This is a genomic window from Sphingomonas sp. AAP5 (assembly GCF_004354345.1).
Taxonomy (GTDB): domain Bacteria; phylum Pseudomonadota; class Alphaproteobacteria; order Sphingomonadales; family Sphingomonadaceae; genus Sphingomonas; species Sphingomonas glacialis.
Genome location: NZ_CP037913.1, coordinates 3,833,507 through 3,858,537, shown reverse-complemented (window position 1 = coordinate 3,858,537; position 25,031 = coordinate 3,833,507). Strand labels below are relative to the sequence as shown.

The window sequence follows — 25,031 nt, the reverse complement described above, 5'->3', positions numbered from 1 at the left end:
TGGGGTGACGTGGGGGGCGCTCATGCTTTCCGCGCCCATGGCCGGCCGCTCGCGGTCTCCTCGGCGATCATTTGCGCCTGTTGTTCGCGCAAATGCCACGGCATTTCCTCGAACACGCCGTCGAACAGCGTATCGAGCGGCTGGTGCAGGCCGTGGCCGAGCACGCCGTTGGTCTCGGCCTGCTTTTGCGCGGCCTTGACCTGCTCGGCCAATTCCTTGTCCTGCGCCGCATGCCGCTCGTCGTCCCATTCGCCGAGCGCGATGAGATGGTCCTTCAATCGCTTGATCGGATCGCCGAGCGGCCACGCGGTCGGCTCGCCAGCCGAGCGATATTGCCCCGGATCGTCTGAGGTCGAATGCCCTTCGGCGCGATAGGTGAAATGCTCGATCAGCGTGGGCCCCTGATTGGTCCGCGCGCGCTCGGCCGCCCACAAGGTCGCGGCATAGACCGCGAGCGCATCGTTGCCGTCGACGCGCAGGCCGGCGATGCCATAGCCGACCGCGCGCGCCGCGAAGGTCGTCGATTCGGCGCCGGCGAAGCCAGAGAAGCTCGAGATCGCCCACTGATTGTTGACGACGTTGAAGATCACCGGCGCGCGGTAGACGCTGGCGAAGGTGCAAGCCGAGTGGAAATCACCCTCGGCGGTCGATCCGTCGCCGCACCAGGTCGCGGCGATCCGCGTGTCGCCCTTGGCGGCGCTCGCCATCGCCCAGCCGACGGCTTGCGGATATTGCGTCGTGAGGTTGCCCGAGATCGAGAAGAAGCCCGCTTCCTTGACCGAATACATGATCGGCAGCTGCTTGCCCTGCAGTCGGTCGGCGGTGTTCGAATAGATCTGGTTCATCATGTCGACCATCGACCAGCCGCGCGCGATCAGCAGGCCCTGCTGGCGGTACGACGGGAAGCACATGTCTTCATAATCGAGCGCATGCGCGGCAGCGACCGAGACCGCCTCCTCGCCGGTGCACTTCATGTAGAAGCTCGTCTTGCCTTGGCGCTGCGCGCGAAACATGCGCTCGTCGAACGCGCGGACCAACGCCATGCTGCGCAGCATCGCGCGCAGCGTATCGGGCGAGAGGCGCGGATTCCACGGGCCGACCGCCTGGCCTTCGTCGTCGAGCACGCGCACCAGATCGAACGCGAGATCGATGAACGTGTCGGCCGCATCCGCCGGATCGGGGCGGCGCGCCTTGCCCGCGGGCGGGATCGGCACCTGCGTGAAATCGACCGCATCGCCCGGCCGGAACTTGGGTTCGGGCACGTACAGCGACAACGGCGCAAGATTGGGCTTCAAATGATCGGGGACTCGCTCGGTCGCCATATACTCTCCACAACGCGTGCCTGGCTTGTGACCGACAGGCGGAATCGTTCTTCGAGCCTTGTTATAAAATTTCAACGCGCTTGGCGAGGGGGCGTTTTGCGCGGAATGCGACGACCCGTCGCGCGGGGATGACGGACCAGCTTGACTCTGCAGCGACAAAGAGAACAAAATAGGAACGATGCTTCAAGTGAGTCGTGCCCGTGTCCTGTCCTGCCATCATCGCCGAGCTTCGCGAAAGCCTCAAGAAGGTGGAAAGCGACGGGCTGCGTCGGCGCCCGGTGCTGCCTTTCGGGATCGGGCCGATCGACGAACGGCTCGCGCCGGGCGGACTGCGGCTCGATTCGCTCCACGAGATTTCCGCGGCGAGCCCTGCGCCGTCGGACGATGCGGCGGCGACGCTGTTCATGGCGGGGATCGCGGCGCGTGCCTGGGGGCCGGTGCTGTGGGTGGTGCGACGGCGCGACCTGTTCGCACCGGGGCTCTACCAGGCGGGTCTTGCGCCGGGGCGGCTGATCTATGCCGAGGCGGGCGACGATGCCGAGCTGCTCGCGCTGATGGAGGAGGGCCTGCGGCATCGCGGGCTCGGCGCGGTGGTCGGCGAGGTCAAGCGCGCGGCGATGCCCAATACGCGGCGGCTGCAGCTTGCCGCCGAGGGCGGGAAGACGATCGCCTTGTTGATGAAACGCCATGCGCGGGAGGGTGGCAATCCGCTCGCCGTGCCCTCGGCGGCGATGACGCGCTGGCGGATCGCCTCGGCGCCCTCCGCACCGCTGCCGGTCGGCGATGCAGGCGTCGGGCGAGCGCGCTGGCAGGTGGAGCTAGTCCGCCAACGCGGCGGCGAATCCGCCGATTGGATGATGGAGGCATGCGATGAAACGGGTCGCCTCGCTCTACCTGCCCGACTGGTCGATCGAACGGCTGGCGCAGGCCGAGCGCTCAGCCGCGCCGCTTGAGGGCGCCAGCGTAGATCCGCAGGGCCTCGCCGAGGCCGTCGCGCGCGAGCAGGCGGTGGCGTGCTCGGTGCCGCGCGGTGGCGGCTGGCGGCCTGGCGCGCGCTGGGCACGGAGCGGCGAGGCCGACGCGAACGCGCGCACGTGCCGCGCCGCGCGCTTGAGCGAAGCCGCGCCGCATCCCTTCAAGGCGATGCCGCCCGACGAGGGGCGAGCGGTGGTGTGGGATGCGCGCAAGGCCGGCGTCGAGCGCGCCGCGTCTCCCCTCACTGGAATGGAGGGGCTGGGGGTGGATCGGTCTAAGGAGAGGGCCGGCGCCGCCACGGGCAGACCCACCCCCGCCCCAGCGCCGGGTCGGCCATGCCCCCAGCATGATCTGAACAGCGCGGGGCGCTGTTCACCCGACGCTCTTCCAGGGAGCGGAGGAAAAGCACCAGCGCCTGCCCCGTGCCCCCCCCTCCGTCACCCCGGCCTTGTGCCGGGGTCCACGCCTCCACTCGGGCGGCAGGGTGCGGTAACGGGTGGACCCCGGCACAAGGCCGGGGTGACGAACGGCGGTGTGGCAGAATCGCCCCCGCCGCCCCGCATTACCTCGCTCCAATCCGGCAACCAGCTCGTCATCGCCGCCGCCTGCCCCGCCGCGCGCGCGCTCGGGCTCGCGCCGGGCATGGCGGTGACGCAGGCGCGCGCGCTGGTGCCCGAGCTCGACATTCGCCCCGCCGACCCCGCGGGCGACCGCGCCGCGTTGCTTCGGCTGGCGACGCTTGCCGCGCGGCGCTGGTGCCCGGTGGTGATGCCGTCGGGCGAGGACGGACTGTTCCTCGATATCAGCGGCGTCGCGCATCTGTTCGGCGGCGAAGCACAAATGGCGCGGCGGATCGTGCGCATCCTCGCCCGGCTCGGCTTCACTGCGCGCGTCGCGGTGGCGGATACGCCGGGCGCGGCGTGGGCGCTCGCGCGGTTTGCGGTCTCGCCTGCCCCTACCCCCCGTCACCCCCGCGAAAGCGGGGGCCCCGCTTCTTTTTCGAAGGTCGGACAGCAGCGGGATCCCCGCTTTCGCGGGGATGACGGAATATTGGTCTGCCCGCCCGCCGCCCATATCGACGCGCTCGCCCCCCTCCCCACCCGCGCGCTCCGGCTCGACAGCCGCGCGATCGAGCTGCTCAAGCGGCTCGGCATCGAGACGATCGGCCAGCTCGCCGCGCTCCCGCGCGCGCCGCTCGCGCGGCGTTTCGGCGGCGCGCTCGTCGCGCGGCTCGACCAGGCGACCGGGCGGCTCCCCGAACCGCTCGACCCCGTGCCCGTGCCCGAGCCGATCGGCGTGGTGCAGCGCTTCGCCGAACCGATCGCCACCGCCGAGGCGATCGAACATTGGCTCGGCCAGCTGATGCCACGGCTCGTCACCGCACTCGGCCAGGCCGGGCTCGGCGCGCGGGCGGTCGAGCTCGTCGCCGACCGGATCGACGGCGTGCCGCAGCGACTGCGGATCGGCCTCGCCCGCCCGACGCGCGACGGCGCGCACCTGCTGCGGCTGACGCTGCGGCGGATCGAGGAGATCGCGCCGGGCTACGGCATCGACGCGCTCGCGCTCCACGTCCGCCGTGCCGATCCGCTCGGTGCCGAGGCGTTCGCCGAGACGCTCGAGGCGCAGGCGCCCGACCTCGCGCCGCTGATCGACACGATCGCCAACCGGATCGGCAGCCACGCGCTGTGGCGCACGATTCCGGTCGAGAGCGACGTACCCGAACGCTCGATCGCCGCCGCCCCGCCGCTCGATCCGCCGGCGCGCGCGGCGGCAAAGCTCAAGCCCGACGATGTCCGCCAGCTCGATCGCTCGGTCGCGCTCCACCCGTGGGACTCGCGCTGGCCGCGCCCGGTGCGACTGCTGCACCGCCCCGAATTGCTCGACCATGTGCTGGCGGAACTCCCCGACCAGCCGCCCAAGCGCTTCACCTGGCGCGGCATGGCGCACCGCGTGGTGCGCGCCGACGGCCCCGAGCGGATCCTCGGCGAATGGTGGAAGCGCGGGACCGAGCGCCACAGCGTGCGCGACTATTTCCAGGTCGAGGACGAGGCCGGCCACCGCTTCTGGCTGTTCCGCCGCGGCGATGGCGAGCGCGGCGAGACGGGCGATCTCGCCTGGTTCATGCACGGATCGTTCGGATGAGCGGCGGCTCAGCGCCGCGCGTCGATCGCCTTGAGGCGCCCCTCGCGGCCATAGTCGAGCAGGCGGGTATCGGCGGTCAGCAGCGGGCAATTGTACGCTCGCGCGGTCGCCATGATGATCCGGTCGCACGGGTCGCCGTGGATCTCACGCGGCAGGCTCCCCGCGTCCAACGCGATCTGGCGGGTCATGTCGGCAATGACGAGCCCTACCTCCACCAAACGCTCGATCCAAATCTCGGGCGGCATGGCGAGCGTCACGTTGCGCCGCGCGACGAGCATCCCGATTTCCCACATACTGATCGCGGCGAAGAGCGCCTCCCCCGATCCGATCGCGTCGGCCACGGTGTTTCCCGCAACCTTTCCGAGGCGCGGGTCGCCATCGGCGAACCAGATCAGGACGTGCGTATCGAACAGGATCACCGATACAGCTCGGCAGGATTGTTGGCCTCCCACTCCGCTTCCCAGTCGGGATCGACCGGGGCGGTAGGGTCTACTCCGGGTGCCCATGTCACAGACCCCTTCATCATACCGAACCGTGCCACGGGGGCGGTCTTTTCGGCCACCGCCGACACGGTCGCAACCGGCTTGCCGCGCTTGGTGATGGTGATCGATTCGCCGCTTGCCTGGACCTCGTCGAGGATCGCCAGGCATTTGGCCTTGAATTCCGCCGCGCCGATCATCTTCGTCATGGGCTTTGCTCCTGCCGAACTGGTCACTTCTTATAGTCACTTCGCCAGATTCGGGCAATGATCTGGTCCGAATTGCAAGTGACGACGCATTACAGTTTCCTGCGCGGCGCATCGTCGCCCGAGGATCTCGTCAAGGCTGCGGTGTTGACGGGAATGCCGGCGATCGGGGTGACCGACCGCAACTCGGTCGGCGGCGTGGTGCGCGCACTGGTCGCGACCGAGGAACTGTCGGCGATCCGCCCGATCCGGCTCGTTGCGGGGTGCCGGCTCGATCTGGTCGACGGCACATCGGTGCTCGTCTGGCCCGAAGATCGCGCGGCGTGGAGCCGGCTCACGCGGCTGCTGACACTCGGCAAGGGCCGCGCCGATCCGCAAAAGGGCGAGAAGGGGCAATGCTTCCTGCATTGGGAGGATGTCGCCGCCCATGCCGAGGGGCTCGTCGCCGCGCTCGTTCCCGGGCTGACCGAAACCTATGCCGAGGATGCCGAAGCGCTGCGCTGGATGGCCGACGTGTTCGGCAATCGCGGCCATCTCTGCCTGACGCAGCACCGCCGCCCCGGCGATGCGCAGCGGCTCCACAGCCTCGATGCGCAGGCGCAGCATTACGGCCTGACCCCGCTCGCGACCGGCGACGTGCTCTATGACGTGCCGCAGCGCCGGATGCTGCAGGACGTCGTCACCGCGATCCGCCACCGCTGCACGATCGACGACCTCGGCCATGCGCGCGAACGCAGCGCCGACCGGCACCTCAAGGGCCCCGCCGAGATGGCGCGGCGCTTCAAGCATCATCCGCGCGCGCTCGCCGCGGCGGAGGCGATCGTCGAGCGCTGCACCTTTTCGCTGCGCGAATTGAAGGATGAGTATCGCTATCCCGACGAAGTCGTGATCAGCCAGCGCTCGCCACAGGATGCGCTCGCGACGATGGCGCGCGACGCGCTGTCCGACCGCTTCCGGGGCGCGCCGCCGCCCGCATACACCAAACTGCTCGAACACGAGCTCGGGCTGGTCGAGACGATGGGCTATGCGCCCTATTTCCTCACGGTCAATTCGATCGTCCGCTTCGCGCGCAGCCAGGGGATTTTGTGCCAGGGGCGCGGGTCGGCGGCAAATTCGGTGATCTGCTTCGTGCTCGGCATCACCTCGATCGACCCGATCGTGCATACGCTGTTGTTCGAACGCTTCATCTCGACCGAGCGGCGCGAGCCACCCGATATCGACGTCGATTTCGAGCATGAGCGGCGCGAGGACGTGATCCAGTGGATCTACGAGACCTATGGCCAGCACCATGCCGCGCTGACCGCGGTCGTCAGCCGTTATCGCTCGCGCGGCGCGGTGCGCGAGGTCGGCAAGGCGCTCGGGCTGCCCGAGGACATGACCGCAGCGCTCGCTTCGCAAGTGTGGGGCTGGTCGAACGACGGCGTCCCGCTCGAGCATGTCGAGGCGCTCAATCTCGATGCGACCGAGCCGCGGCTTGCGTTGACGCTCGAGCTCGCGACGCAGTTGATCGGCACGCCGCGGCACCTGTCGCAGCATCCCGGCGGCTTCGTGCTGTCGCACGACCGGCTCGACGAACTCGTGCCGGTCGAGCCCGCCGCGATGATCGACCGCCGCGTGGTCGAGTGGGAGAAGCTCGACATCGAGGAAATCGGGCTGATGAAAGTCGATATCCTCGGGCTCGGGATGTTGGGGTGCATGCGCCGCAGCTTCGATCTGCTGCGCGAGCATAAGGGCGTCGATATCCGGCTCGACAGCCCCGAGATGCAAGTCGACGACCCTGCTACCTATGCGATGATCCAGCAGGCCGACACGCTCGGCACCTTCCAGATCGAGAGCCGCGCGCAGATGTCGATGCTGCCGCGGATGAAGCCCAAGGAATTCTACGACATCGCGATCCAGGTCGCGATCGTCCGGCCGGGGCCGATCCAGGGCGACATGGTCCACCCCTATCTCAAGCGGCGCGAGCAGAAGGAGAAGATCGAATATCCCAATGCCGCGCTCGAGGGCGTGCTCAAGAAGACGCTCGGCGTGCCGCTGTTCCAGGAGCAGGCGATGCTCGTCGCGATCGTCGGGGCGGGGTTCACGCCCGGCGAGGCCGATCGTCTGCGCCGCGCGATGGCGACCTTCAAGATGACCGGCGGGGTCGGCGAATTCCGCGACAAGTTGATCAACGGCATGCTCGGCAACGGCATTTCGCTCGATTTCGCCGAGCGGCTGGTCAAGCAGATCGAAGGGTTCGGCAGCTATGGCTTTCCCGAGAGCCATGCCGCGAGTTTCGCCAAGATCGCGTATGCGTCGAGCTGGATGAAGTGCCACCACCCCGACGTGTTCTGCGCGGCGTTGCTCAACGCACAACCGATGGGGTTCTACGCGCCAGCGCAGATCGTGCGCGATGCGCGCGAGCATGGCGTGCGGATCGCGCCGGTGTGCGTCAACCGCAGCGAGTGGGATACGATCCTGCTTCCTCCCCTCCCGCTTGCGGGAGGGGACCGAGGGGTGGGCACGACCGGCGTATCACACGGTACCGCTTGCAATGGAGCGCGAGCCCAGCCCCTCCCGCGAGCGGGAGGGGAGACATTGCCCCTCCGCCTTGGCCTGCGCATCATCCTCGGCATCTCGGGCGCGGAGGCTGGCCGCATCCTCATCGCGCGCGGCGATCGGCCGTTTGCGTCGATCGAGGATGTCTGGCGTCGCGCCGGCGTGTCGCTGCTGACGCTCGAGAAGATCGCGCAGGCCGATGGCTTTCACGGCTTCGGGATCGATCGCCGCAAGGCACTGTGGGAGGTCAAGGCGCTCGGGCAGAAGCCGCTGCCGCTGTTCGCCGCGATCGAATCGCCGACCGAGCCGAGCGTGACGCTCAAGGCGCTCACCGCCGGGCGCGAGGTGGTCGAGGATTATCGCGCGACGCAGATGTCGCTGCGCGCGCATCCGCTGAGTTTTTTGCGCGGCGAGCTCGAGCGGCGGCGGGTGACGCGGTGCGGCGACCTGCGCGGGATGAAGGACGGCAGCCGCGTCGAGGTCGCCGGGCTGATCCTGGTGCGGCAGCGTCCGGGGAGCGCGAAGGGGGTGGTGTTCGTGACGCTCGAGGACGAGACCGGCATCGCCAATGCGATCCTGTGGCCCGACCGGTTCGAGGCGCAGCGCCGCGTCGTGATGGGCGCAGCGATGCTCGGCATCAGCGGGCGCGTGCAGAGCGAGAGCGGGACGATCCACGTCATTGCCGATCGCATCATCGATCTGACGGGGATGCTCCGCCAGATCGGCGATCTCGATTTGCCGCGCCTCACCATGCCGGGCGACGGCGCGACGCATGGCGGCACGATCGACCCGCGCGACCGCAAGCCCGACTGGAAACCGCCGGCGCAGCGCGCGCTGGAAAGCTGGCCGCCGCGGGCGGGTGGGAAGGAGGATGCGGACCTTATTCCGGTCCGCAGCCACGATTTCCACTAGCGCGCCTAACCCTCCTCCCCTCCCTTTCCGGGAGGGGAGTCGAGAGCCCCAACGTCAGGCGGTCTTGCCGGTCTCGAACAGGAACCACGCGCGACGCTCGGCGTCGTCGGTCCAATTGTCGATCATCGCGCTCGTCGCATTGTCCTTGGCTTCGTCGGCGATGTCCTTCGCCTCGCGCAGCGCCTCGACCAGCTTGAGATTGTCGTCGCGCAATTCCTTGAGCATCGCGGCCGGCGCGACGAACTCGGCGTCGTTGTCGGTGATCGTCTGATGGCGGGCAATGTCGCCGATCGAGCGGAGCGTGGTGTTGCCGGTCTTGCGGACGCGCTCGGCGATGTCGTCGGTGCCGGCGAAGATCTGCGCCGCCTGCTCGTCGAGCAACAGGTGATAGTCGCGGAAATGCGGGCCCGACATGTGCCAGTGGAAATTCTTGGTCTTGAAGAACAGCGCGAACGAATCGGCGAGGACGCCGTTGAGCGCCTCGGCGACGGTCTTGGTCGCATTGCTCTGCAGGTCGGTCGGGGTGTTCAGCGCCTTGGCAACCATGGGGTGCACTCCTGAAAAAAGTTGATTCGATGCAGCAACGATTGTCTGGCGCAATGGGTCCCACCCCGCGCAGGCAAAAATGCGATCAGACCGATCGCCGCACTAGATCAGCCGCAGCGCACCAAGTCCTTGCACCGCGCCGGAAATCAGCAGGGCGACCGACGCGGCGATTCGCAGCGCCGTGGTCGGGATGTTCTGCAGCCCGCGCGTGCCGAGCAGGATCGCGGGCACCAGCACGACCATCGCGCCGATCGTCGCCCCGACCGCGGCGAGCGCCGGCGTCGTGCTGCGCGCGGCGAGCGCGGCGGTGATGAATTGCGTGCGATCGCCGAAACCGAGCATCCCGACCGCGACGAGGCTCGAGCCGAACGTGCCAAGCCGCCAGTCGCGCGGCTTGGGCGGCTTGAGCGGCCAGCAGCCCGACGCGCCGGCCGAGAGCAACGCGAACGCCAGCAGCAGGTCGCGTGCATTGGGCGACAGCAACGGCGCGACGATCACCCCGCCGACAACGCCGAGCGCATTGCCGAGCGCGATCGCGAGCGCCGTCGCGGCGATCACCGCTGCCTTGCTCGCGTATCGATCGCCGAGCAGCGCCACGGTCCACGGCGTGCGATCGCTCGCCTGGGCAAACAGCGCCGCGACGAGCGCGGCCATCAGCGCGTCCATGCGCTCAGCCGTTCCGCCGCGCGAATCGCGCGACTCGCCCGCCGCGTGCTTGCCCGCTCCGATCGATTGCCCCACATGCCGTGTGCATACGCTGTTGCCCCTTCGCCGCACAGGCTAAGCCGCAAGGCATAAAGGCCGGCTTAACTGTGCGCGAATCGGCGTGCGCGCTTGACATCCATGGCCTGTTCCGCCATCGGGCAGGGCTTCAAGCGGCGGCTCGTTCGCCGCTTTTGCATTTTCAGATCACAGGAATTCAGGTCATGGCAAAGCCGACCACGGTCAAGATCAAGCTCGTCAGCACGGCAGACACCGGCTTCTTCTACACCACGAAGAAGAACCCGCGCACCAAGACCGAGAAGCTGAGCTTCAGCAAGTACGACCCCGTCGTGCGCAAGCATGTCGAGTTCAAGGAAGCCAAGATCAAGTGACCGTCTGGGCGGCATAAGCCGTCCTTCGTTCACGTCTGCGTCGCACATGACGCGGGATCGAGAGCGCAAGCCGCAAGGGCAACCTTGCGGCTTTTCTGCGTTGATCCGAGAGCACCAGTATCAGGCTTGGGTTATGCGCACGATCCATAAGGCAAGTCCGAGAAGCAGATACACGCCGGCCCCGATACGAGCCGCGGTCGAATATCCCCGTCGCCAAAGAAACCAATAGAATACGATCGGCAGGATAATCAGACCGAGCATCAGCAGAGCCCCAATGCTGCGCGTTGGCGGCGTTGTTACATGCAGATCGCTCATCCCTTCCCCCAGTCCTACGCTACAGCAGCGCTGCGACCGAATCGACGAAGCGCATCAGCGAAATCGGCTTCGACACGTACGCGTCGGCCCCCGCCGCGCGGATCCGCTCTTCGTCCTCGCGCCCGGCATAGGCGGTCACCGCCATGATCGGGATCGCGCGCAAGGTCGCATCGGCCTTCAATTGCTGGATCAACTCATAGCCGCTGACATGCGGCAACTGGATGTCCATCACGATCAGATCGGGCGCGAAGGCGCGGGCGCGCACCACCGCCTCGCGCCCGTCGCGCACGCCTTCGGTCGCATATTCATGCGCGCGCAAAAGGTCGCAGAAAAGTTTCAGGTTGAGTTCGTTGTCCTCGACAACGAGCACCCTTTTTGCCACGCCCGCCATTCCTTGGTCCATGGGACGTCCTACCCAATGCGCAGCGCAGTGACAAATACCGACCCGACCCAAATCGCGCTCAACGCGCTTGTCTGGACGCTCGGCGACGAAGATCGCGCGCAACGCTTGCTCGATACGACCGGCCTCACCCCCGACGATCTGCGCGCCCGCGCGAGCGAACCCGCGGTGCTGTCGGCAGTGCTCGGTTTCCTCGAGAATTACGAACCCGACCTGCTCGCCTGCGCCGAGGGGATCGGCGAGCGGCCCGAAGCCATCGTCGCCGCGCGCGCCGCGCTCGATCCGGAGTATTACGAATGAAGGGCCTATTGATCTGCGATTGCGACGAGGTGCTGCTGCACATGGTGCGGCACTTCGGCGTGTGGCTGCGCGAGACGCACGATATCGACTTCGCGCACGAAAGCGGCGATTTCGCGGCGATGACGCGCCGCGGCGGCGGCCCCAAGCCGACGCAAGAGGAGATGTGGAAGCTGCTCCACGGCTTCTTCCCCGCCGAGATGGGCCGCCAGACGCTCGTGCCGCACGCGCGCGAAGCGCTCGCGGCGTTGTCGCACGTCGCCGACGTGGTGATCCTCACCAACCTCACCGACGCCAACCGCGAGCCGCGCATCGCGCAATTGCTCGGCCACGACATGCCGTACCGCGTCGAGACCAATCAGGGCGGCAAGGGCGACCCCGTCGCGCGGCTGGTCGCCGAGTTCGGCAATCCCGTGACGGTGTTCGTCGACGATCTCGCCGTGCATCACACCTCGGTCGCCAAGCATGCGCCTGATGTGTTCCGGCTCCACATGGTGTCGGAGCCTGATCTCGCCCCCCAGGTTGCACCCGCGCCCGACGCGCATGTGCGCATCGACGACTGGCAGGCGGCGCACGCCTGGATCGCCGATCGTTTCACCGCCGGCGTGCCGGCCACCGCCTCATCTGAAAGGACTTCTGCATGACCGACCGTATCGACCGCAAGCTCGCCGACCTCGGCCTGACGCTTCCAGCCCCCGCCGCGCCGGTCGCGTCTTATGTGCCCGCAGTCGATGCGCACGGGCTGCTGCATATCTCGGGGCAGTTGCCCTTCATCGATGGCACGCTGGTCACCGGCCGGCTCGGCGACGGCGTCGATCTCGAGGCCGGCCAGAAGGCGGCGCAGGCGTGCGGCCTGATGCTCGTCGCACAGATCAAGGCGGCGCTCGGCGGGCTCCACCGCGTCGAGCGGATCGTCAAGCTCGGCGTGTTCGTCAATTCGACCGCCGATTTCACCGATCAGCCCAAGGTCGCTAATGGCGCGTCGGACCTGATGGTCGAGCTGTTCGGCGAAGCCGGCAAGCATGCGCGCAGCGCGGTCGGCGTCAGCGCGCTCCCGCTCGGCGCGGCGGTCGAAGTCGACGCGATTGTGCAGATCTCGACGCTGTAATCTTTATCCTCCCCCGCAAGGGGGAGGATTTCCCTCCTAGCCGTTCCTGCGGTGCGACGCCTGCGCGCGTAGCAGCGCGACTTCGACCGGGATCGTCCGCGCGATCGTCGCCGGTGTGAGGTCGTCGCGGGCGCTGCCGGGGAAGAGCACCGTCACGACATCCCCTTGGATGCTCTCCATCGGATCGACGACGCGCACGCACACGCCCGCCGTGTTGCGTTTCGCGCACAGTTCGCGGCCGAGCGCGCGGTGCAGCGCGATCGATCCCTCGCCCAGTTTCTCGAACGGCCCGGTGTCGGCGACGATGACGGGCACGGTCACGCCGTCATGGACGACATAGCCGAAATCGCCCGCCTTGACCCCGGTCAGCGCGGTGAACTGCCCCTCGACGTCCGACGGCCCCTCCCACGGAATGACGACATAGGGGATGCGATCGGCATCGACCGGCACTTCGCCGCCGTGCCCGTCGGGGAGCATCAGTGCGGTTGGGCATTGGTCCATCGCGCCATGCGCGGGGCTGCACGCAAAGGGCGAGCCGTCGAGATCGACCGCCAGTTTCGAGACATAGGCGATCGTCCCGTCGGGCAGCCGGCGCAGCGCGGTCACCGCGTTGGGATCGTTGCGGCAGCCGTGGACGCGGTGTCCGCGAAAGCGGTCCTTCGCGTCGCACAGCCCGAACTCCTGCCGGTACGCTTCGTCGAGCGACTGGCCGGCGGAGAGATCGACCGTGGCGGGCGCGCCGGCGGCTTGCGCTGCCGGCGGGGTCACGGTCGCGAGCAGACCGAGCAAAAGCGTACGCAGCATCATTGCTCGTCGCTCACGAATGCGCCGGCACAACGCTCGCCGGAGCGTGCGGATCCGGGATCGCCTCGAGCCGCGCATCGCCCGCGACGACGGCCTTGGGCACGCGCGGCATCGTCTCGAACGGCAAGCGCTTGTTGAGCGTCTGCGACCAGCGTTCGAGCCATTCGTTGCCGTCGGGCCCGACATAATGGTCGGCGGTGCGATACGCCGGATCGCGCATCGCCGCATCGAGCGTGATCGGTCGCAGCCGCGCATCGCGCAGGATCGCGGCGAGCGCGTCGATGCTCGCGGCGTTGAGGCGGCTGGCATGGAGCAGGAAGACGAAGCTCGGCTCGCGCCCGAACAGGGTGCGTGCGGCCTGCTTGTACCAGGCGACGATCTCGCGCGTGAAGGTCAGATATTGCTGCCGGACCCGTGCCGCCACCGCCACGTCGCCGCGCGCGATGGCAGCGTCGTACAGCGTGGCGAACTGCCAGTCGCTATTCTCCATCGTCACCGGCGCGACGCGGTAGCCATGCTCGCCGAGCCAGCCCTCGAAGCGCGTGCGCACCGCCTGCGTCGTCCCCGTCTCGAGAAAGGGATAGCGGAACCAATGCTCGCGCCGTCCGCGTGCGGCGAGCAAGGGCGCGGTCACCGTTTCGTCGCGCGCGACGTCGGCGATGTAGGTCTCGACCGGCGTCTTGGTGAGCGAAGGATGCGAATAGGTGTGGTTGCCGAGATCCATCCCGGCATCGAGCCACGCCTCGAGCAAGGCGATCCGCGCGGGCCGGTCGGCGGCATCGAGCTGGATCTCATTGACGAAGCCCGTCGCCTTCCAGTGGTTGCGCTGCATTCCCGCGAGCAAGCGGTCGGTGACGTCCTTGCCCTCGGCCGCGGTCCAGAAACGGCCATAGACGGGCAGATCGTCGACGGTGATCGCGACCCCCGTGGCGTGGAGCGGCGCTGACGTCGCGGCCATCAGCGCGGCGACCGCGAGGCATCCGCTGCGCGCACGAGGCCGGAAAGCGCGCAAGGCGGAAAATACGCCCGAGAAACGAGGTTCGACCATGCGGATCCTGCTACGGCGGGAAAGATAACGCCGTATCGAGGACGATCAGCGTGGCAACGAAGGCGAATGTGGCGTCGGCGGCAAGCGAAACAAGCCCCCGCGAAATGAACCGAAAGGACGCGAGCGCGTAATGCGGGGGATGAGCAGGAAACAGCAACAGCGTAGCATACGGTCGATCCGCTGGGGTGCCGCCGCAGCGCTGCTGCTCGCGGCGGGGTGCAGCCGCTCGGTCCACTCCCCTGCCCCGCCGCGCGTCGACACCGCGCCCGACTTTCCGTTGCAGACGTCATCGATCGTGGTGCCGATCTCGGGCTCGCTCGACGATCTGCAGCGCGCACTCGAGACGCAGATTCCGCAGCGTTTGTGGCAAATCGACAAGCAGCTCGATTCCTGTGTCGCGGCAAAGCGCGTCGATCTCGGCATCGCCAAGGTCAAGGTCGTCCCCAAGCTCGGCTGCCGGATCGTCGGCGACGTGCGGCGCGGCAAGCTCGTGCTCGGTGGGCGCGGCGATCAGCTGACGATCACCATGCCGATTCATGCGACGATCGCGGCACGGAAGGTCGGCGGGGTGGTTTCGAAGACCGCGACGGGCGACGCGATCGTCCACGCCGTCGCGCGGCTGTCGGTCGTCGGCAATTGGACGCCGAGCGCCAAGGTGTCGATCGCCTATGACTGGACGACGCCGCCGGGGATAGATTTTCTCGGCCAGCGGATCGAATTCGCGAGCAAAGCCGATGCCCGGCTCAAGCCAGTGGTCGCCAAGCTCGAACAGACGCTCCCGCAGGAGCTCAACAAGCTCAAGCTGCGCGCCAAGCTCGCGAGCGCGTGGCAGCAGGGCTTCACCGCGATTCAGCTCAACCGCGAGCGCCCACCGGCGTGGATGCGGATCACGCCCAAGCAGCTCGGCGTCGGCGGCTACAGCATCGATCGGCGGACGCTCACGCTGACGCTGGCGGCCGACGCGCTGACCGAGACCTTTGTCGGCGATCGCCCGGCTGATCCGGTCGCGACCCCGCTGCCCCCGCCCGCGCGGAAAATCGGGCAGCGTGGGCTCAATTTCTTCATCCCGGTGCTCGCCGATTATGCGCAGCTCGAGCCGGTGGTCGAGCGCGCGTTGCGCAAGCGCGCGCAGAAGGGGATCACGCTCGCCGGGATCGGCCCGGTCGATGTCGAATTCGGCAAGGTCACGGTCTATGCCACCACCGGCGGGCACCTCGCGGTCGGCATCGTCGCCAAGGCCAAGGCGCGCCAGAACGCTTTGCTCGCGACCAAGGGCGAGGTGTGGCTGACCGCAATTCCGTACAACGTCCCGGGATCGCAGCTGGTGCGCGTCCGCGACGTGACGATCGCCACCGATACCGACAGCGAGATCACCAATCTGCTGATCGCGGTGTTCAAGGACGGGTCGATCCGCGAGAGCATCGCGCAAGGGCTCTCGCACGATTTCGCGCCCGATTACGTCAAGGTGCTGACCGCTGCGCGCAAAGCGATCGGGTCACGCCGGGAAGGCGATTTCGTGCTGTCGGCCGACGTCACGCGCGTCGAGAACGGTACGCTGGCGGTGACCGGCAAGGGGCTGTTCATGCCGGTCCATGCGGTCGGCCAAGCCTCGATCGCCTATCGGCCACGCTGATCGGCCGCGCGATCGCCCCGGGGCGTCGAGCGCTGGGGCTCGACGCGCTGGAGGATTGTGCAGTTCGAGCATCAGCCCGCCGCGCGAGACGATCAGCACCGTCACGTCCACGCAGGACAGGCCATGCTTCAGCCGGGCCGGCACGCGCGTCGCCACGCGGTGGTCGCGCGTTTTCATTCCGCCGGGCGCTCCTGGATCCAGCCCTGATTGAGCGTGAACCCGCGGTTCCGAATGCCAGCCCCGGTGGTGGACAAGGGGTAGTTGCTCCACCGGGGCTGGTCTTCGCCGCAGTCCGGGATCAAGGGGATGTCCCGGGGCGGACCGGACACGGGTCGGTGGTGAACACCGCCGCTCCCGATTCCATTATAGCAAGGCACCGCGCGATTCGGCGGCGCAGCACCAATTTTTGGAGACCGGCGCTCAGACCCATCAGCCGAGCGCCGCCGACACGATCGACGTGGGGCGGCGGCGTGCCTCCGATGCGGTGGGTGGGCTGCGGCCTCAAGTGCCGATCCGCAGCCATCGCGTATCTGCGCGCGACGACGCTCGACCTGCTTCCGTGCGGCACCGAATGTTCCCCGCGAACGCCTCTTTTCTTTGGAGAGTTTCGCGCGTCGAGCGGCCGGCGTCGCGTTAGGAAAAATACCATAGTACCGCTTCGGCCGGTCAGTCGACCGCCACACCAGCCTGATGCTGCGCGGCAGCGGCGAAGGCTGTCGACGACTGGCAGGACTGGGCGGGCCGCCGCCCGACCGCACCGCTACGCGCTGCGCGCTGCGTCGATCAGCTGAATCCGGCGCGCGCGGCGTCGAGCCAACCGCCGGCATAGGCAATCCGGAGCGCCTCGGACAGGCTGTGGACATCGAGCTTGGCCATCAGGTTGGCGCGGTAGATTTCGACCGTGCGCGGACTGAGCCCGAGCTCGTAGGCGATGATCTTGTTGCGCTTGCCCGCGATCAGCCCGCGCAGCACATTGCTTTCCTGCGGCGACAGCCGCGCGAGGCGTTCGACCGCATTCCGCGCCTTCTCGGCCGCCTGCACGATCTCCCCAGCCCGATCGAACGCCGCCTCGATCACGCTGAACAGCGCTTCGGGATCATAGGGTTTTTCGAGGAAATCGAGCGCACCGGCCTTCATCGCCTCGACCGCCGCAAGCGTGCTGCCCTTCCCGGTGAGCATGACGGGCACCATTTGCGGATATTGATCGGTCAGCAGCTTCACGACCTCGATGCCGTTGCGTCCCGGCATGCTATAGTCGAGCAGCACGACGCCAGGGTCGAGTTCCGCCACCCGGCGCAGAAAAGCGTCGCCCGATATGAACCCCTGCACCACGATATCGAACCGCGCGGCGACCAAGGTCAGGAGCGACGCGCGCGTCGCATCCTCGTCATCGACAATATAACAGCTGCGCATCACGGGAGTTTCTCCTCACCGGTCAACCCTGCGCTTCATGTCCTCCCAGAGGATATCCAATATGGAAGGAAAATCCGCGATGAATATTCTGATATTTATATTTGTTAATTAGGTTAATAAATATAGTATTACGCGTTTGTATGATCTCTATACTATACCAGCTCTTATGTTCGCGATGGCTTACAAAAGCTATGCCATACATACAAAATCGACATCTCCGCCTCACTTGGCACCGCTTCGGTTCTGGTTGGTACGATCGTACGCAGCTTGCGCGGCACCGCGCACTACGCAGATTTCCGGATCTGCGTCGGATACCGCCCGCCTGCCCTATCGGATCTGTCGCGGCGACAGTGGATCGGCGCATGGCGACAGATCCTGCTAGGCGGTTACGGGGCCGCGTCTATGGGTGGTGCGGGTCGGGGACCACGCGCCACACCAGAACGGGCGAACCCGCAAGCGGAATTGGCTGGAGCCAGTCGATCCGTTCGCCACGTTCTAGCCGTGCCCACAGCCCGTTGGGCGCCACGTGTTTGTACATTTCGGTTTCATTCTCACCAGGGCATGCCGCGAGATAGGCCGCGCCACTGGCGAGCACGCGACGATGCGCGGCTTCGGGCGTGCCCATGAACGTCGCGAGCACGGTGTGCAGCGCCGCGATGTTGCGATGATAGCCCGCCCCGACCGCGCTGTGCCGGGTCCAGGCCAACACATTGGGGGTCACGTCGATCGGCGCGAAAATCCGAGCGGGGGGCAATTGGGCGAGATCGGCCATCTCATGCCCGTGGGTGCATGCTGGCCGCAAAGGTCGTGGCGCGGCCGGTATGGCCTGCAGCCCGAAGGAACCCCCCGCCCCCAGCAGCGCGACAAGGGCCAAGCCAGGGGTTGCCGCGACCAGCGAGCCCGCGGTTGCGAGCGTCCGAAGAATAACCGATCGCACCCCGCGCGCGCGCGTCAACATCGCATGGAGCGCCCACGCCGCCCCCGGCAGCGCCAACGCGTTCGCGGTCGCACCCGAGCGCATCACCAATAGCGACACCACGAGCGATCCTGCGGCGAGCGCCAGCAGCATCGTCCATTGCGCGCGCGCGCGGCCTTCGCTCGCGCGCCACGCGAACACGCCGCCGACCAGCCCGACAATCGGAAAGCCAATCGTCATCAGCGCCGCGCCGGGCGTCTGCTGCCAGACCGGCAGCCCTTCCGAAACGTTATCGTACCAGAATTTGCGGACCAGCGGATCGAGCGCGGCGAACGGGCCAGCCAGACATTTGGGCGCGAGGATACCGAGCACTGCCAGGGCCGCTCCACCCGCAACTGCCAACAGCGCCACGCGCGCCGCGCGCGACGCGCGCGGCACCATCATCGCAAGCGTTACGCCGAGCGTCGCGGTACCAAGCCCGGCGATCCAGGCGGGCGAGATCGCGTCGCAAGCGGGTGCGAAGATCGCCGCGCCGCGCGTTGCGACGTGGAGCGCGGTTACCAAACCCGTCACCGCCCATACCGCGCCCAACGCTTGCGGGCGTCGCGTCGGGTCGAACGCCCAGGCAAGCACGGCGACGCCAAGGATCGCGACGGTGATCGGCATCCCCTCGAGCGAGATCGTCAGCAAAACGGCGAGCGCGAGCCCGATCAGGGCGCCCGAGCGCGCAGTCGGCTTTGCCAACAACGCGGTGACCGCGAGCAAAGCAAAAACGACCTGCCACCCGTGATGGTCGATCCGCAGCGGACGGAGTTGATCGAGAAGCGGGACTGAAAGCGGTGCCAGAAGGACCGCCAGCTTGGCACGCTCGAGCCCGCCAACGCGCCGCGTCAGTTCCGCGCCGAGCGCCAGCACCGCGAGCAGCGTCACCAGCGGCACCGCGACCAAAGCGATCCGGTTGGCGGCCGCCGGGCCGAAGACCGGATCGAACACCAGCATGACCAGCGCCAGCGGCAGATCGACGAGCCGCGACCAGTGCATCGCGAAATGCCCGCCCCACAGGCGGTGCTGGCCGACATCCCACCAACTTTGCCCGTTCAGCCAGTCGCGAACTTCCAGCAACCGCATCGCATCGTCGGGATCGGGAAACCACAAATGCGCGATCTGCCGCGACGAGACGAAGATCAGAACGCATGCGGCAATGGCCCAGCCGATCAGGACCGAAGGCCAAAGCCGCTCGCGAGTCACGCCGCCAGCCGCTTGGGCACATGCCGCACGCTGGCGAGCGCGGCCTGCTCGCTGTCGTGACCGGCTTCGTGATATTCGGCGTCTTCGTTGACCGCCCAGATATCGTAGATCCGCTCGCCCGCGACGATGTTGCGCACCGTCAGCATCGCGGTCATCATGGCGTGATCCTGGTTGTTGTAGCGGTGCATGCCGTTGCGCCCGACGAGATGCAGCGTGTCGTAACGCGCCTCGAGCTCTGCGCGCATCGCATCGACATTGGCGCGATAGGCGTCGTCATAGACGGGATAGGCCTTTTCCTGCCGCACGACCTCGCCGCCGACCACCGAGGCCGGATCGCATAGGCCGAGCGTGGCGAGTTCGGCGGTCGCGAGCGCAACCAGATCGGCGTCGCTCGACGACCAGATGCCGTCGCCCTCGAAGCAGAAATATTCGAGTCCGACGCACGCGAGCGTCGGGTCGGGCACCATTTCGGGCGACCAGCTCCGGAAATTCTGGACCCGGCCGACCTTCACGCGGGGGTCGTGGACGTAAATCCAATTGTCGGGAAACAGATCGTCGGCCTTGATCATCAGCGCCACCGTCAGGAAGTCGCGATACCGCAAGTCGAGCGCGAGCGGCAGCGTCTCGGGCAGCGGATGGATCCGCCCGGCGAGTTCGCGCATCGGCGCCGACGAGATGACGTGGCCGGCGTTGAGCGTGCGGATCTCGCCGTCACGCTGCACCGCGACGCGCCAGCGGCCCGTCGTGGCGTCATGGCTGAGCTGGTGCAGCGAGGTCGCCATTTCGACGCGGTTGCCGCCTTCGACGACGCGGTCGCGCGCAGCGTCCCACATCATGCCCGGCCCCTGCCGCGGATAGCGGAAGGTTTCGAGCAAGGACTTCACCGCCATGCCGTCGTTGCGGCGCTTGTTGAGACCCAGCGAGCGCTTGATCCCGTCGAGTACCGCGCCGCCGAGGCTCAGCCCCTTGATGCGCTGCGCCGCCCAATCGGCCGACATCTCGCCGCACGGCATCCCCCACACCTTCTCGGTATAGGTCTTGAAGAAGATCGAATAGAGTTTGTGGCCGAACTGGTTGACCACCCACTGCTCGAACGACTTCACCTCCTTGTGCGGCCGCAGCTTCCAGCGCGCATAGCTCGCCATGCACAGCGTCGAGCGCCAGATGCCGAGATTGCGCAGCGCTTCGAACGCGCGCAGCGGATAGCTGTAGAATTTGCCTTCGTAATAGATGCGGCTCATCCGCGGCCGCTCGATGAAATCGTCGGGGAGCAGCTCGTTCCACAGGTCGACGACTTCCTTCGACTTCGAGAAGAAGCGGTGCCCGCCGATATCGAAGCGAAACCCGTCTTTCTCGACCGTCCGGCTGATCCCGCCGACATAGGTCGGATCCTTTTCGATCACCGTCACCGAATAGCCGAGCTTGGTGAGCTGATACGCGGCCGTCAGGCCGGCCGGGCCCGCACCGATGATGGCGACATCGACGGGCTGGTCGCGGTGCATGGAAATCCCTTCGAAGAGTGTCTTCGCCGGTCGGTTTGGCTGCGAAAGTCTAATGTGTGGTTAAAATCCGGTAAGATTCGGTCTTCTGCCTGGCACCCTGTCGTGGCGCGGCGGGTCGATCGAGCCGAATCGCAAACCGAGCGGACGGTCAGGTCAGGCGAACAGGTCGTCGACGCTCAGCGATGGCGGCGCGAGCCCGTCGGCAACTGCATAGCGCAGCATCGTCTCCAGCACGTCGCGATTGCCCTCGACTCCATAGGTCCAGGGATCCGTGCCGAGCGCGGCGTGCGCCTGGTGGGCGAAGGATGGCAGCCACGGCACCATGACCTTGGGGAAATCGCGCGAGTGCAAGTCCGCCGCTGCAATGCTGCGGGCCGCGTCGAAGGCCGCGAACACCGCGTCCGCCAGACCGGGGCGTGCGGCGATCAGACTGCGCCGGACGACCAAAACGTGCATGATCGGGAACAGCCGGCGGCTTTGCCAGAACAGCAGCTCTGCCGCTCGGGGATCGGGCCAGAGCCGATCGACCGGGGTGGCGGGATCGGCGAAGGCGCGGGGTGCGGTCGGGCTGATGACGGCGTCGATCGCGCCCGCGCGCAGCAACGCGTCGAGCGTCTCGGGCGAACGTTCGACGCGCAGCCCCGGCGGCAAGACGAGCGGCATCCGGTCCTCGAGCATCGGCGCGTGGAGGCCGCCGGTGATCCAGGTGATCGATTCGCGCGCGACGTCGTAATCGTCGGCAAGCAAGCCGCGCAGCCACAGCGCCGCGGTTTGCTGGAAATCGACGAGGCCGATCCGCTTGCCCGCCAGATCGGCGGGCGACGCGATCCCGCGGTCGGTCCGCACATACAGGTTCGAATGGCGGAAGCTGCGCGACAGGAACGCCGGCACCGCGCGATAGTCGCGCCGCCCCGCCGCGATCGCGGCGATGTGCGACCCCATCGAGAGCTCGGCGACGTCATAGGCCTGGTCGTGCAAGACCTGCCGGAACAGCCGCTGCGGCTCGACGATCAGGAGATCGTGCGCCACGCCCTCGATCGACACGCGACCATCGAGCAGCGCCTCGATCCGGTCGGAGAAGGTGCAGCCGATCGAGAGCGCCCGCTCCATCAGGCGAGCGTCACGTCGATCTGCTCGGCGCGCGTCAGGTTCGCGAGATCGCCCGCGCGGTCATGCTCGGTCGGGAAGCAGAAGGCGGCGCAGTCACTGCCCGCGACATCCCAGAGCTCGGCACCATTGCCGCCCGACGCCGTCGCGACCCAGCGGGCGGCCCCCGAAAGGATCTGCGTCGCATAAGCGGTCCCCGCCGGGATATTGGCCGAATCGCCGCTGCCAAGCTGATAGGTCTCGCCGTCGAGCGTCAGCGCGACCAAGCCGTCGAGGATATAGAGAAACAGGTGCGTAGCGGCGTGGCGCAGCGCAGGCATCGTCGCACCATGCCCGCCCTCGATGACGCGCATATCGATGAATCCCGCGCTTTCCTGGGTCGTGAGGACCGCGGTCGAGAGATGGCCGAGCAAAGTGCGGCGCGTGCCATAGCCTGCTTCGAGGAAATAGGATGCGGGCGTACCCGGCAACTGCTGATCGGCGGCGCCGACCGGGGTGGCCTCGGCATAGACCGGATTGTCGACGCGCATGATGCCGTGCTTGCCCATCGCCGGGCCCATCCGCGAGAAGTCGAACGGCTTGTCGGCGGGCGGCAGCCCGGTCATCCCCCACACTTCGCCCGCATCGGCGAAGAACTGCTCCCATCCGCCGGGCGCCACGACGCCGAAGAATTGCGTGCGCGGGGCGACGCTTTGATAGCTGTGCGTGCCGCCCGGTTTGACATAGGCGAAGTCGCCGGGAGTCAGCACGCGCGATTCGTCGCCGCTCCACACCTGCAGCTTGCCGCGGACGCAGAACCAGGTGTCATGCTCGCGCTCGTGCCAGTGCATCGGGATCGGACCGCGATCGAGCGGGGCGTCGCAGACCATCGCGCCGAAACCTCCCGCAGTCTGCTCGATCCCGGCGAGCGTGCGCACGACTTGGCCCGCCACGAGATGGGACACGCCCTCGCCGGCGCGCAGGACATAGGGGGTGGCACCGGGCAGGGTTCGATTGAGCGTCATGGCGTTTCTCCTAAAGCAATCAGGCGAACGGAATGGCGAGCTGTGCCGCCTTGCATTCCGCGGTCTTGGGCGGGGCAATGCCCCATTGGTCGGATCGGCCGGGGGGCCAGGTCCAGTCCTCCGGGCTGCCGACGCGATAGCTCTCGTCGACCTGCAACACCTCGGCAGTGTATTCGATGACGAAGCCGAACGGATCGACGAAGTAGGTGAAGACGTTGTCGCCCGGCCCGTGCCGCCCCGGCCCCCAGCCGATCGGAAAGCTGCGGTCGATCATCTTGCCCGCCGCGAGCATCACGCCCTCCCAGGTCGGCATTTGGAAGGCGACATGGTTGAGCGTGTTGACCGGCGCGGTCGAGATGACGATCGTGTGATGATCGGCATTGGTGCGCACGAACCCCATCATCTTCGACCGATCGGTCAGCCCGAAACCGAGCGCGTCGGTGAAGAAGGCGACGTCGCGGTCGACATCGTCGCTGTTGAAATTGACGTGCGACAGCCGCTCGGGACGCGCGGGATCATCGGGCAGCGCGGCGACCGGCGTGTCGCCCTGGACGATCCGGATCGCGCGGCCCATCGGGTCGCGCAGCGCCAGGACCGCGCCGCCGCCAGGCTCGTCGGCGGCGCGCGCCGCGTGCAGCAGCGTCGCGCCGTGCGCCAGCGCCGACTCGCAGAGCGCGGCAGGGTCGCTATCGTCGGCAAGCCGGAAGGTCATCGAACGGATGTCGGGTGCGTGGCCGGCATGGAGCGCGACCACGTGCGAATCGGTTCCGGTCGCACGCAGCCATGCGCGCTCGCCGCTGCTATCCGCCAAGTCGAGCCCCCATACCGCAGTGTAGAAATCGATCGCGGCGGCGAGATCAGGCACCGTCAGATCGACGCTGCGCAGCCCGGTGATCGGGAAACGGGCCATGATCCTCTCTCCAGCCGCGGATGCGCGGTCGGTGTCGCTATGCGCGCCGATCGACATATCCGCAAATATGCATTGCCTAGAGATGCATAGTCTATGACTATAGCCGTGGACGGAGGCCATGATGATCGATTCCCGCGTCTTGCGCATGTTTCTGGCGATCGGCCGCGGCGGTTCGATCAGCGGGGCGGCGCGCGAGCTCAACATCTCGCAACCCTCGGTTTCGGTGGCGATCGCGCAACTGGAAAAGCAGCTCGGCACGGCCTTGTTCGTGCGGGGGCGGCGCGGGATCGTGCTGACCGATACGGGCACGGTGCTGATGCGCCGCGCCGAGATGATGGAGGCATTGCTGCGCGATACCGAGGAGTCGGTCGCGCTCGCCAGCAAGGGCGTCCGTGGGCCGCTGCGCGTCGGCGGGACGCCCGGCGCGCTGGTCAGCCTGCTGCCCGCCGCGATCAATCGCATGGCGCAAGCCGACCAGATGGCGCTGCATATCATCGAGCGGTCGGACGCGCAGCTCGCCGATCTGCTGCGGCGCGGCGCGATCGAGGTGGCGGTGGTGACGACCGGGATCGAGCCACCGCCCGAGGATATCACCGAGGTCAGTATCGCGCGCGATCCTTTCACGCTGATCGTCGGGAAGGCGCATGACGCGCTGGGGCCGACGGTGTCGCTCGGCGAGATGAGCGCGATGGGGTGGGTGCTGCCGCTGCCGGGCGGCGCATTCCGGCGGCAGATCGATGCGCTGTTCCTCGCCGCCGAAGTGCCCTTGCCGCTCGACGTGATCTATTGCGATTCGCTGCTGACCTCGATGGCGATCGTGCGCGGCGGCGCGCGCGTCACGATGCTGCCGCGCGGCGTGGCCCGCGCCGAACTGTCGATGGGCGTGCTGCGCGCGGTGCCGGTGACCGACGCGAAGGTCACGCGCAGCATCGGGATCCGCACGCTCCGCAATCGCGCGCTATCCGACCTGGGCGCACAATTGGTAAAGGCGATCACCGCCGTCCTGGCATAGTCCCAACCTATGCTATTCGCAAAATCCAATATTTTACAAAGGGGCTAGGAAGCACGCATTGGGGCGCTCGGTGTCATCAGAACACCGCGAGAGGATCCCG

The 25,031-nt window shown here is 67.4% G+C and carries 24 protein-coding genes; 9 read left to right on the top strand and 15 right to left on the bottom strand.

What is annotated here, in order from left to right:
* Positions 1-20: 20 nt before the first annotated feature.
* A complete protein-coding gene (locus tag E2E30_RS17955; RefSeq protein WP_133191720.1) occupies positions 21-1,322 on the bottom strand; it encodes a thiamine pyrophosphate-dependent enzyme in 1,302 nt (433 codons plus the stop codon).
* A gap of 248 nt (positions 1,323-1,570) precedes the next feature.
* Here E2E30_RS17955 and E2E30_RS17950 point away from each other — a divergent pair, with 248 nt between their 5' ends.
* Positions 1,571-2,275: an ImuA family protein gene (locus tag E2E30_RS17950; protein WP_133192183.1), complete on the top strand. Its 705-nt coding sequence runs from the start codon at positions 1,571-1,573 to the stop codon at positions 2,273-2,275.
* Positions 2,193-4,439 carry a DNA polymerase Y family protein gene (locus E2E30_RS17945; protein ID WP_240698976.1) on the top strand — a complete coding sequence of 749 codons (2,247 nt, stop codon included), beginning with the start codon at positions 2,193-2,195 and terminating at the stop codon, positions 4,437-4,439. The genes E2E30_RS17950 and E2E30_RS17945 overlap by 83 nt, the downstream gene beginning before the upstream one ends.
* A gap of 8 nt (positions 4,440-4,447) precedes the next feature.
* Here the strand turns inward: E2E30_RS17945 and E2E30_RS17940 are convergent, their stop codons facing one another.
* Entirely contained in the window at positions 4,448-4,858 is a 411-nt protein-coding gene (locus E2E30_RS17940) for a type II toxin-antitoxin system VapC family toxin (protein WP_165954558.1), read from the bottom strand.
* Positions 4,855-5,127 carry a type II toxin-antitoxin system Phd/YefM family antitoxin gene (locus tag E2E30_RS17935; RefSeq protein ID WP_133191718.1) on the bottom strand — a complete coding sequence of 91 codons (273 nt, stop codon included), beginning with the start codon at positions 5,125-5,127 and terminating at the stop codon, positions 4,855-4,857. The genes E2E30_RS17940 and E2E30_RS17935 overlap by 4 nt, the downstream gene beginning before the upstream one ends.
* A 57-nt stretch (positions 5,128-5,184) precedes the next feature.
* Between E2E30_RS17935 and E2E30_RS17930 the strand changes: the two genes are divergently transcribed.
* Entirely contained in the window at positions 5,185-8,574 is a 3,390-nt protein-coding gene (locus E2E30_RS17930) for an error-prone DNA polymerase (RefSeq protein WP_133191717.1), read from the top strand.
* A 54-nt stretch (positions 8,575-8,628) separates the two neighbouring features.
* Here E2E30_RS17930 and E2E30_RS17925 read toward each other — a convergent pair whose 3' ends face one another.
* Both E2E30_RS17925 and E2E30_RS17920 read right to left on the bottom strand, forming a co-directional pair.
* The gene (locus tag E2E30_RS17925; protein ID WP_133191716.1) at positions 8,629-9,120 is read right to left on the bottom strand and encodes a Dps family protein; all 492 of its coding nucleotides are present in this window, start codon (positions 9,118-9,120) and stop codon (positions 8,629-8,631) included.
* A gap of 102 nt (positions 9,121-9,222) precedes the next feature.
* Positions 9,223-9,786: a TMEM165/GDT1 family protein gene (locus tag E2E30_RS17920; protein ID WP_133191715.1), complete on the bottom strand. Its 564-nt coding sequence runs from the start codon at positions 9,784-9,786 to the stop codon at positions 9,223-9,225.
* A gap of 260 nt (positions 9,787-10,046) precedes the next feature.
* Between E2E30_RS17920 and rpmG the strand changes: the two genes are divergently transcribed.
* Entirely contained in the window at positions 10,047-10,214 is a 168-nt protein-coding gene (rpmG, locus tag E2E30_RS17915) for a 50S ribosomal protein L33 (protein WP_010162189.1), read from the top strand.
* A 120-nt stretch (positions 10,215-10,334) separates the two neighbouring features.
* On the opposite strand, the gene E2E30_RS17910 is transcribed toward rpmG, so the two are convergent.
* Together E2E30_RS17910 and E2E30_RS17905 are read right to left on the bottom strand one after the other, a co-directional pair.
* Positions 10,335-10,529, bottom strand: coding sequence for a hypothetical protein (locus tag E2E30_RS17910; RefSeq protein WP_133191714.1), 195 nt, complete (start codon positions 10,527-10,529; stop codon positions 10,335-10,337).
* Between the two features lie 19 nt (positions 10,530-10,548).
* Positions 10,549-10,911 carry a response regulator gene (locus E2E30_RS17905; protein ID WP_133191713.1) on the bottom strand — a complete coding sequence of 121 codons (363 nt, stop codon included), beginning with the start codon at positions 10,909-10,911 and terminating at the stop codon, positions 10,549-10,551.
* A 36-nt stretch (positions 10,912-10,947) separates the two neighbouring features.
* Here E2E30_RS17905 and E2E30_RS17900 point away from each other — a divergent pair, with 36 nt between their 5' ends.
* The 3 genes from E2E30_RS17900 to E2E30_RS17890 are packed head-to-tail and all read left to right on the top strand — an operon-like array spanning position 10,948 to position 12,334.
* Positions 10,948-11,229, top strand: a complete 282-nt coding sequence (locus E2E30_RS17900; protein ID WP_133191712.1) for a DUF3572 domain-containing protein — start codon at positions 10,948-10,950, stop codon at positions 11,227-11,229.
* A complete protein-coding gene (locus E2E30_RS17895; protein WP_133191711.1) occupies positions 11,226-11,870 on the top strand; it encodes an HAD family hydrolase in 645 nt (214 codons plus the stop codon). Before E2E30_RS17900 ends, E2E30_RS17895 begins: the two co-directional genes overlap by 4 nt.
* Positions 11,867-12,334 carry a RidA family protein gene (locus E2E30_RS17890; protein WP_010183131.1) on the top strand — a complete coding sequence of 156 codons (468 nt, stop codon included), beginning with the start codon at positions 11,867-11,869 and terminating at the stop codon, positions 12,332-12,334. The genes E2E30_RS17895 and E2E30_RS17890 overlap by 4 nt, the downstream gene beginning before the upstream one ends.
* A 36-nt stretch (positions 12,335-12,370) precedes the next feature.
* Here the strand turns inward: E2E30_RS17890 and E2E30_RS17885 are convergent, their stop codons facing one another.
* Together E2E30_RS17885 and E2E30_RS17880 are read right to left on the bottom strand one after the other, a co-directional pair.
* On the bottom strand, positions 12,371-13,138 hold the full coding sequence (locus E2E30_RS17885; protein ID WP_240698975.1) for a glycoside hydrolase family 75 protein: 768 nt from the start codon (positions 13,136-13,138) through the stop codon (positions 12,371-12,373).
* 13 nt (positions 13,139-13,151) lie between these two features.
* Positions 13,152-14,186, bottom strand: a complete 1,035-nt coding sequence (locus E2E30_RS17880; protein ID WP_240698974.1) for a polysaccharide deacetylase family protein — start codon at positions 14,184-14,186, stop codon at positions 13,152-13,154.
* Between the two features lie 139 nt (positions 14,187-14,325).
* Between E2E30_RS17880 and E2E30_RS17875 the strand changes: the two genes are divergently transcribed.
* Entirely contained in the window at positions 14,326-15,819 is a 1,494-nt protein-coding gene (locus E2E30_RS17875) for a DUF4403 family protein (RefSeq protein WP_133191709.1), read from the top strand.
* A gap of 783 nt (positions 15,820-16,602) precedes the next feature.
* Here E2E30_RS17875 and E2E30_RS17870 read toward each other — a convergent pair.
* From E2E30_RS17870 to E2E30_RS17845, 6 genes are all read right to left on the bottom strand, one after another.
* Entirely contained in the window at positions 16,603-17,232 is a 630-nt protein-coding gene (locus tag E2E30_RS17870; protein WP_133191708.1) for a response regulator transcription factor, read from the bottom strand.
* 400 nt (positions 17,233-17,632) lie between these two features.
* The gene (locus tag E2E30_RS17865; protein WP_133191707.1) at positions 17,633-19,396 is read right to left on the bottom strand and encodes a hypothetical protein; all 1,764 of its coding nucleotides are present in this window, start codon (positions 19,394-19,396) and stop codon (positions 17,633-17,635) included.
* The gene (locus E2E30_RS17860) at positions 19,393-20,898 is read right to left on the bottom strand and encodes an NAD(P)/FAD-dependent oxidoreductase (protein WP_133191706.1); all 1,506 of its coding nucleotides are present in this window, start codon (positions 20,896-20,898) and stop codon (positions 19,393-19,395) included. The genes E2E30_RS17865 and E2E30_RS17860 overlap by 4 nt, the downstream gene beginning before the upstream one ends.
* Before the next feature lie 153 nt (positions 20,899-21,051).
* Positions 21,052-22,008 carry an ABC transporter substrate-binding protein gene (locus tag E2E30_RS17855; protein ID WP_133191705.1) on the bottom strand — a complete coding sequence of 319 codons (957 nt, stop codon included), beginning with the start codon at positions 22,006-22,008 and terminating at the stop codon, positions 21,052-21,054.
* A complete protein-coding gene (locus tag E2E30_RS17850; protein ID WP_133191704.1) occupies positions 22,008-23,009 on the bottom strand; it encodes a cupin domain-containing protein in 1,002 nt (333 codons plus the stop codon). The genes E2E30_RS17855 and E2E30_RS17850 overlap by 1 nt, the downstream gene beginning before the upstream one ends.
* Positions 23,010-23,028: 19 nt before the next feature.
* Positions 23,029-23,919, bottom strand: coding sequence for a VOC family protein (locus E2E30_RS17845; RefSeq protein ID WP_133191703.1), 891 nt, complete (start codon positions 23,917-23,919; stop codon positions 23,029-23,031).
* A gap of 118 nt (positions 23,920-24,037) precedes the next feature.
* Between E2E30_RS17845 and E2E30_RS17840 the strand changes: the two genes are divergently transcribed.
* Positions 24,038-24,931, top strand: a complete 894-nt coding sequence (locus E2E30_RS17840) for a LysR family transcriptional regulator (RefSeq protein ID WP_240698973.1) — start codon at positions 24,038-24,040, stop codon at positions 24,929-24,931.
* The last annotated feature ends 100 nt before the right edge of the window (positions 24,932-25,031 follow it).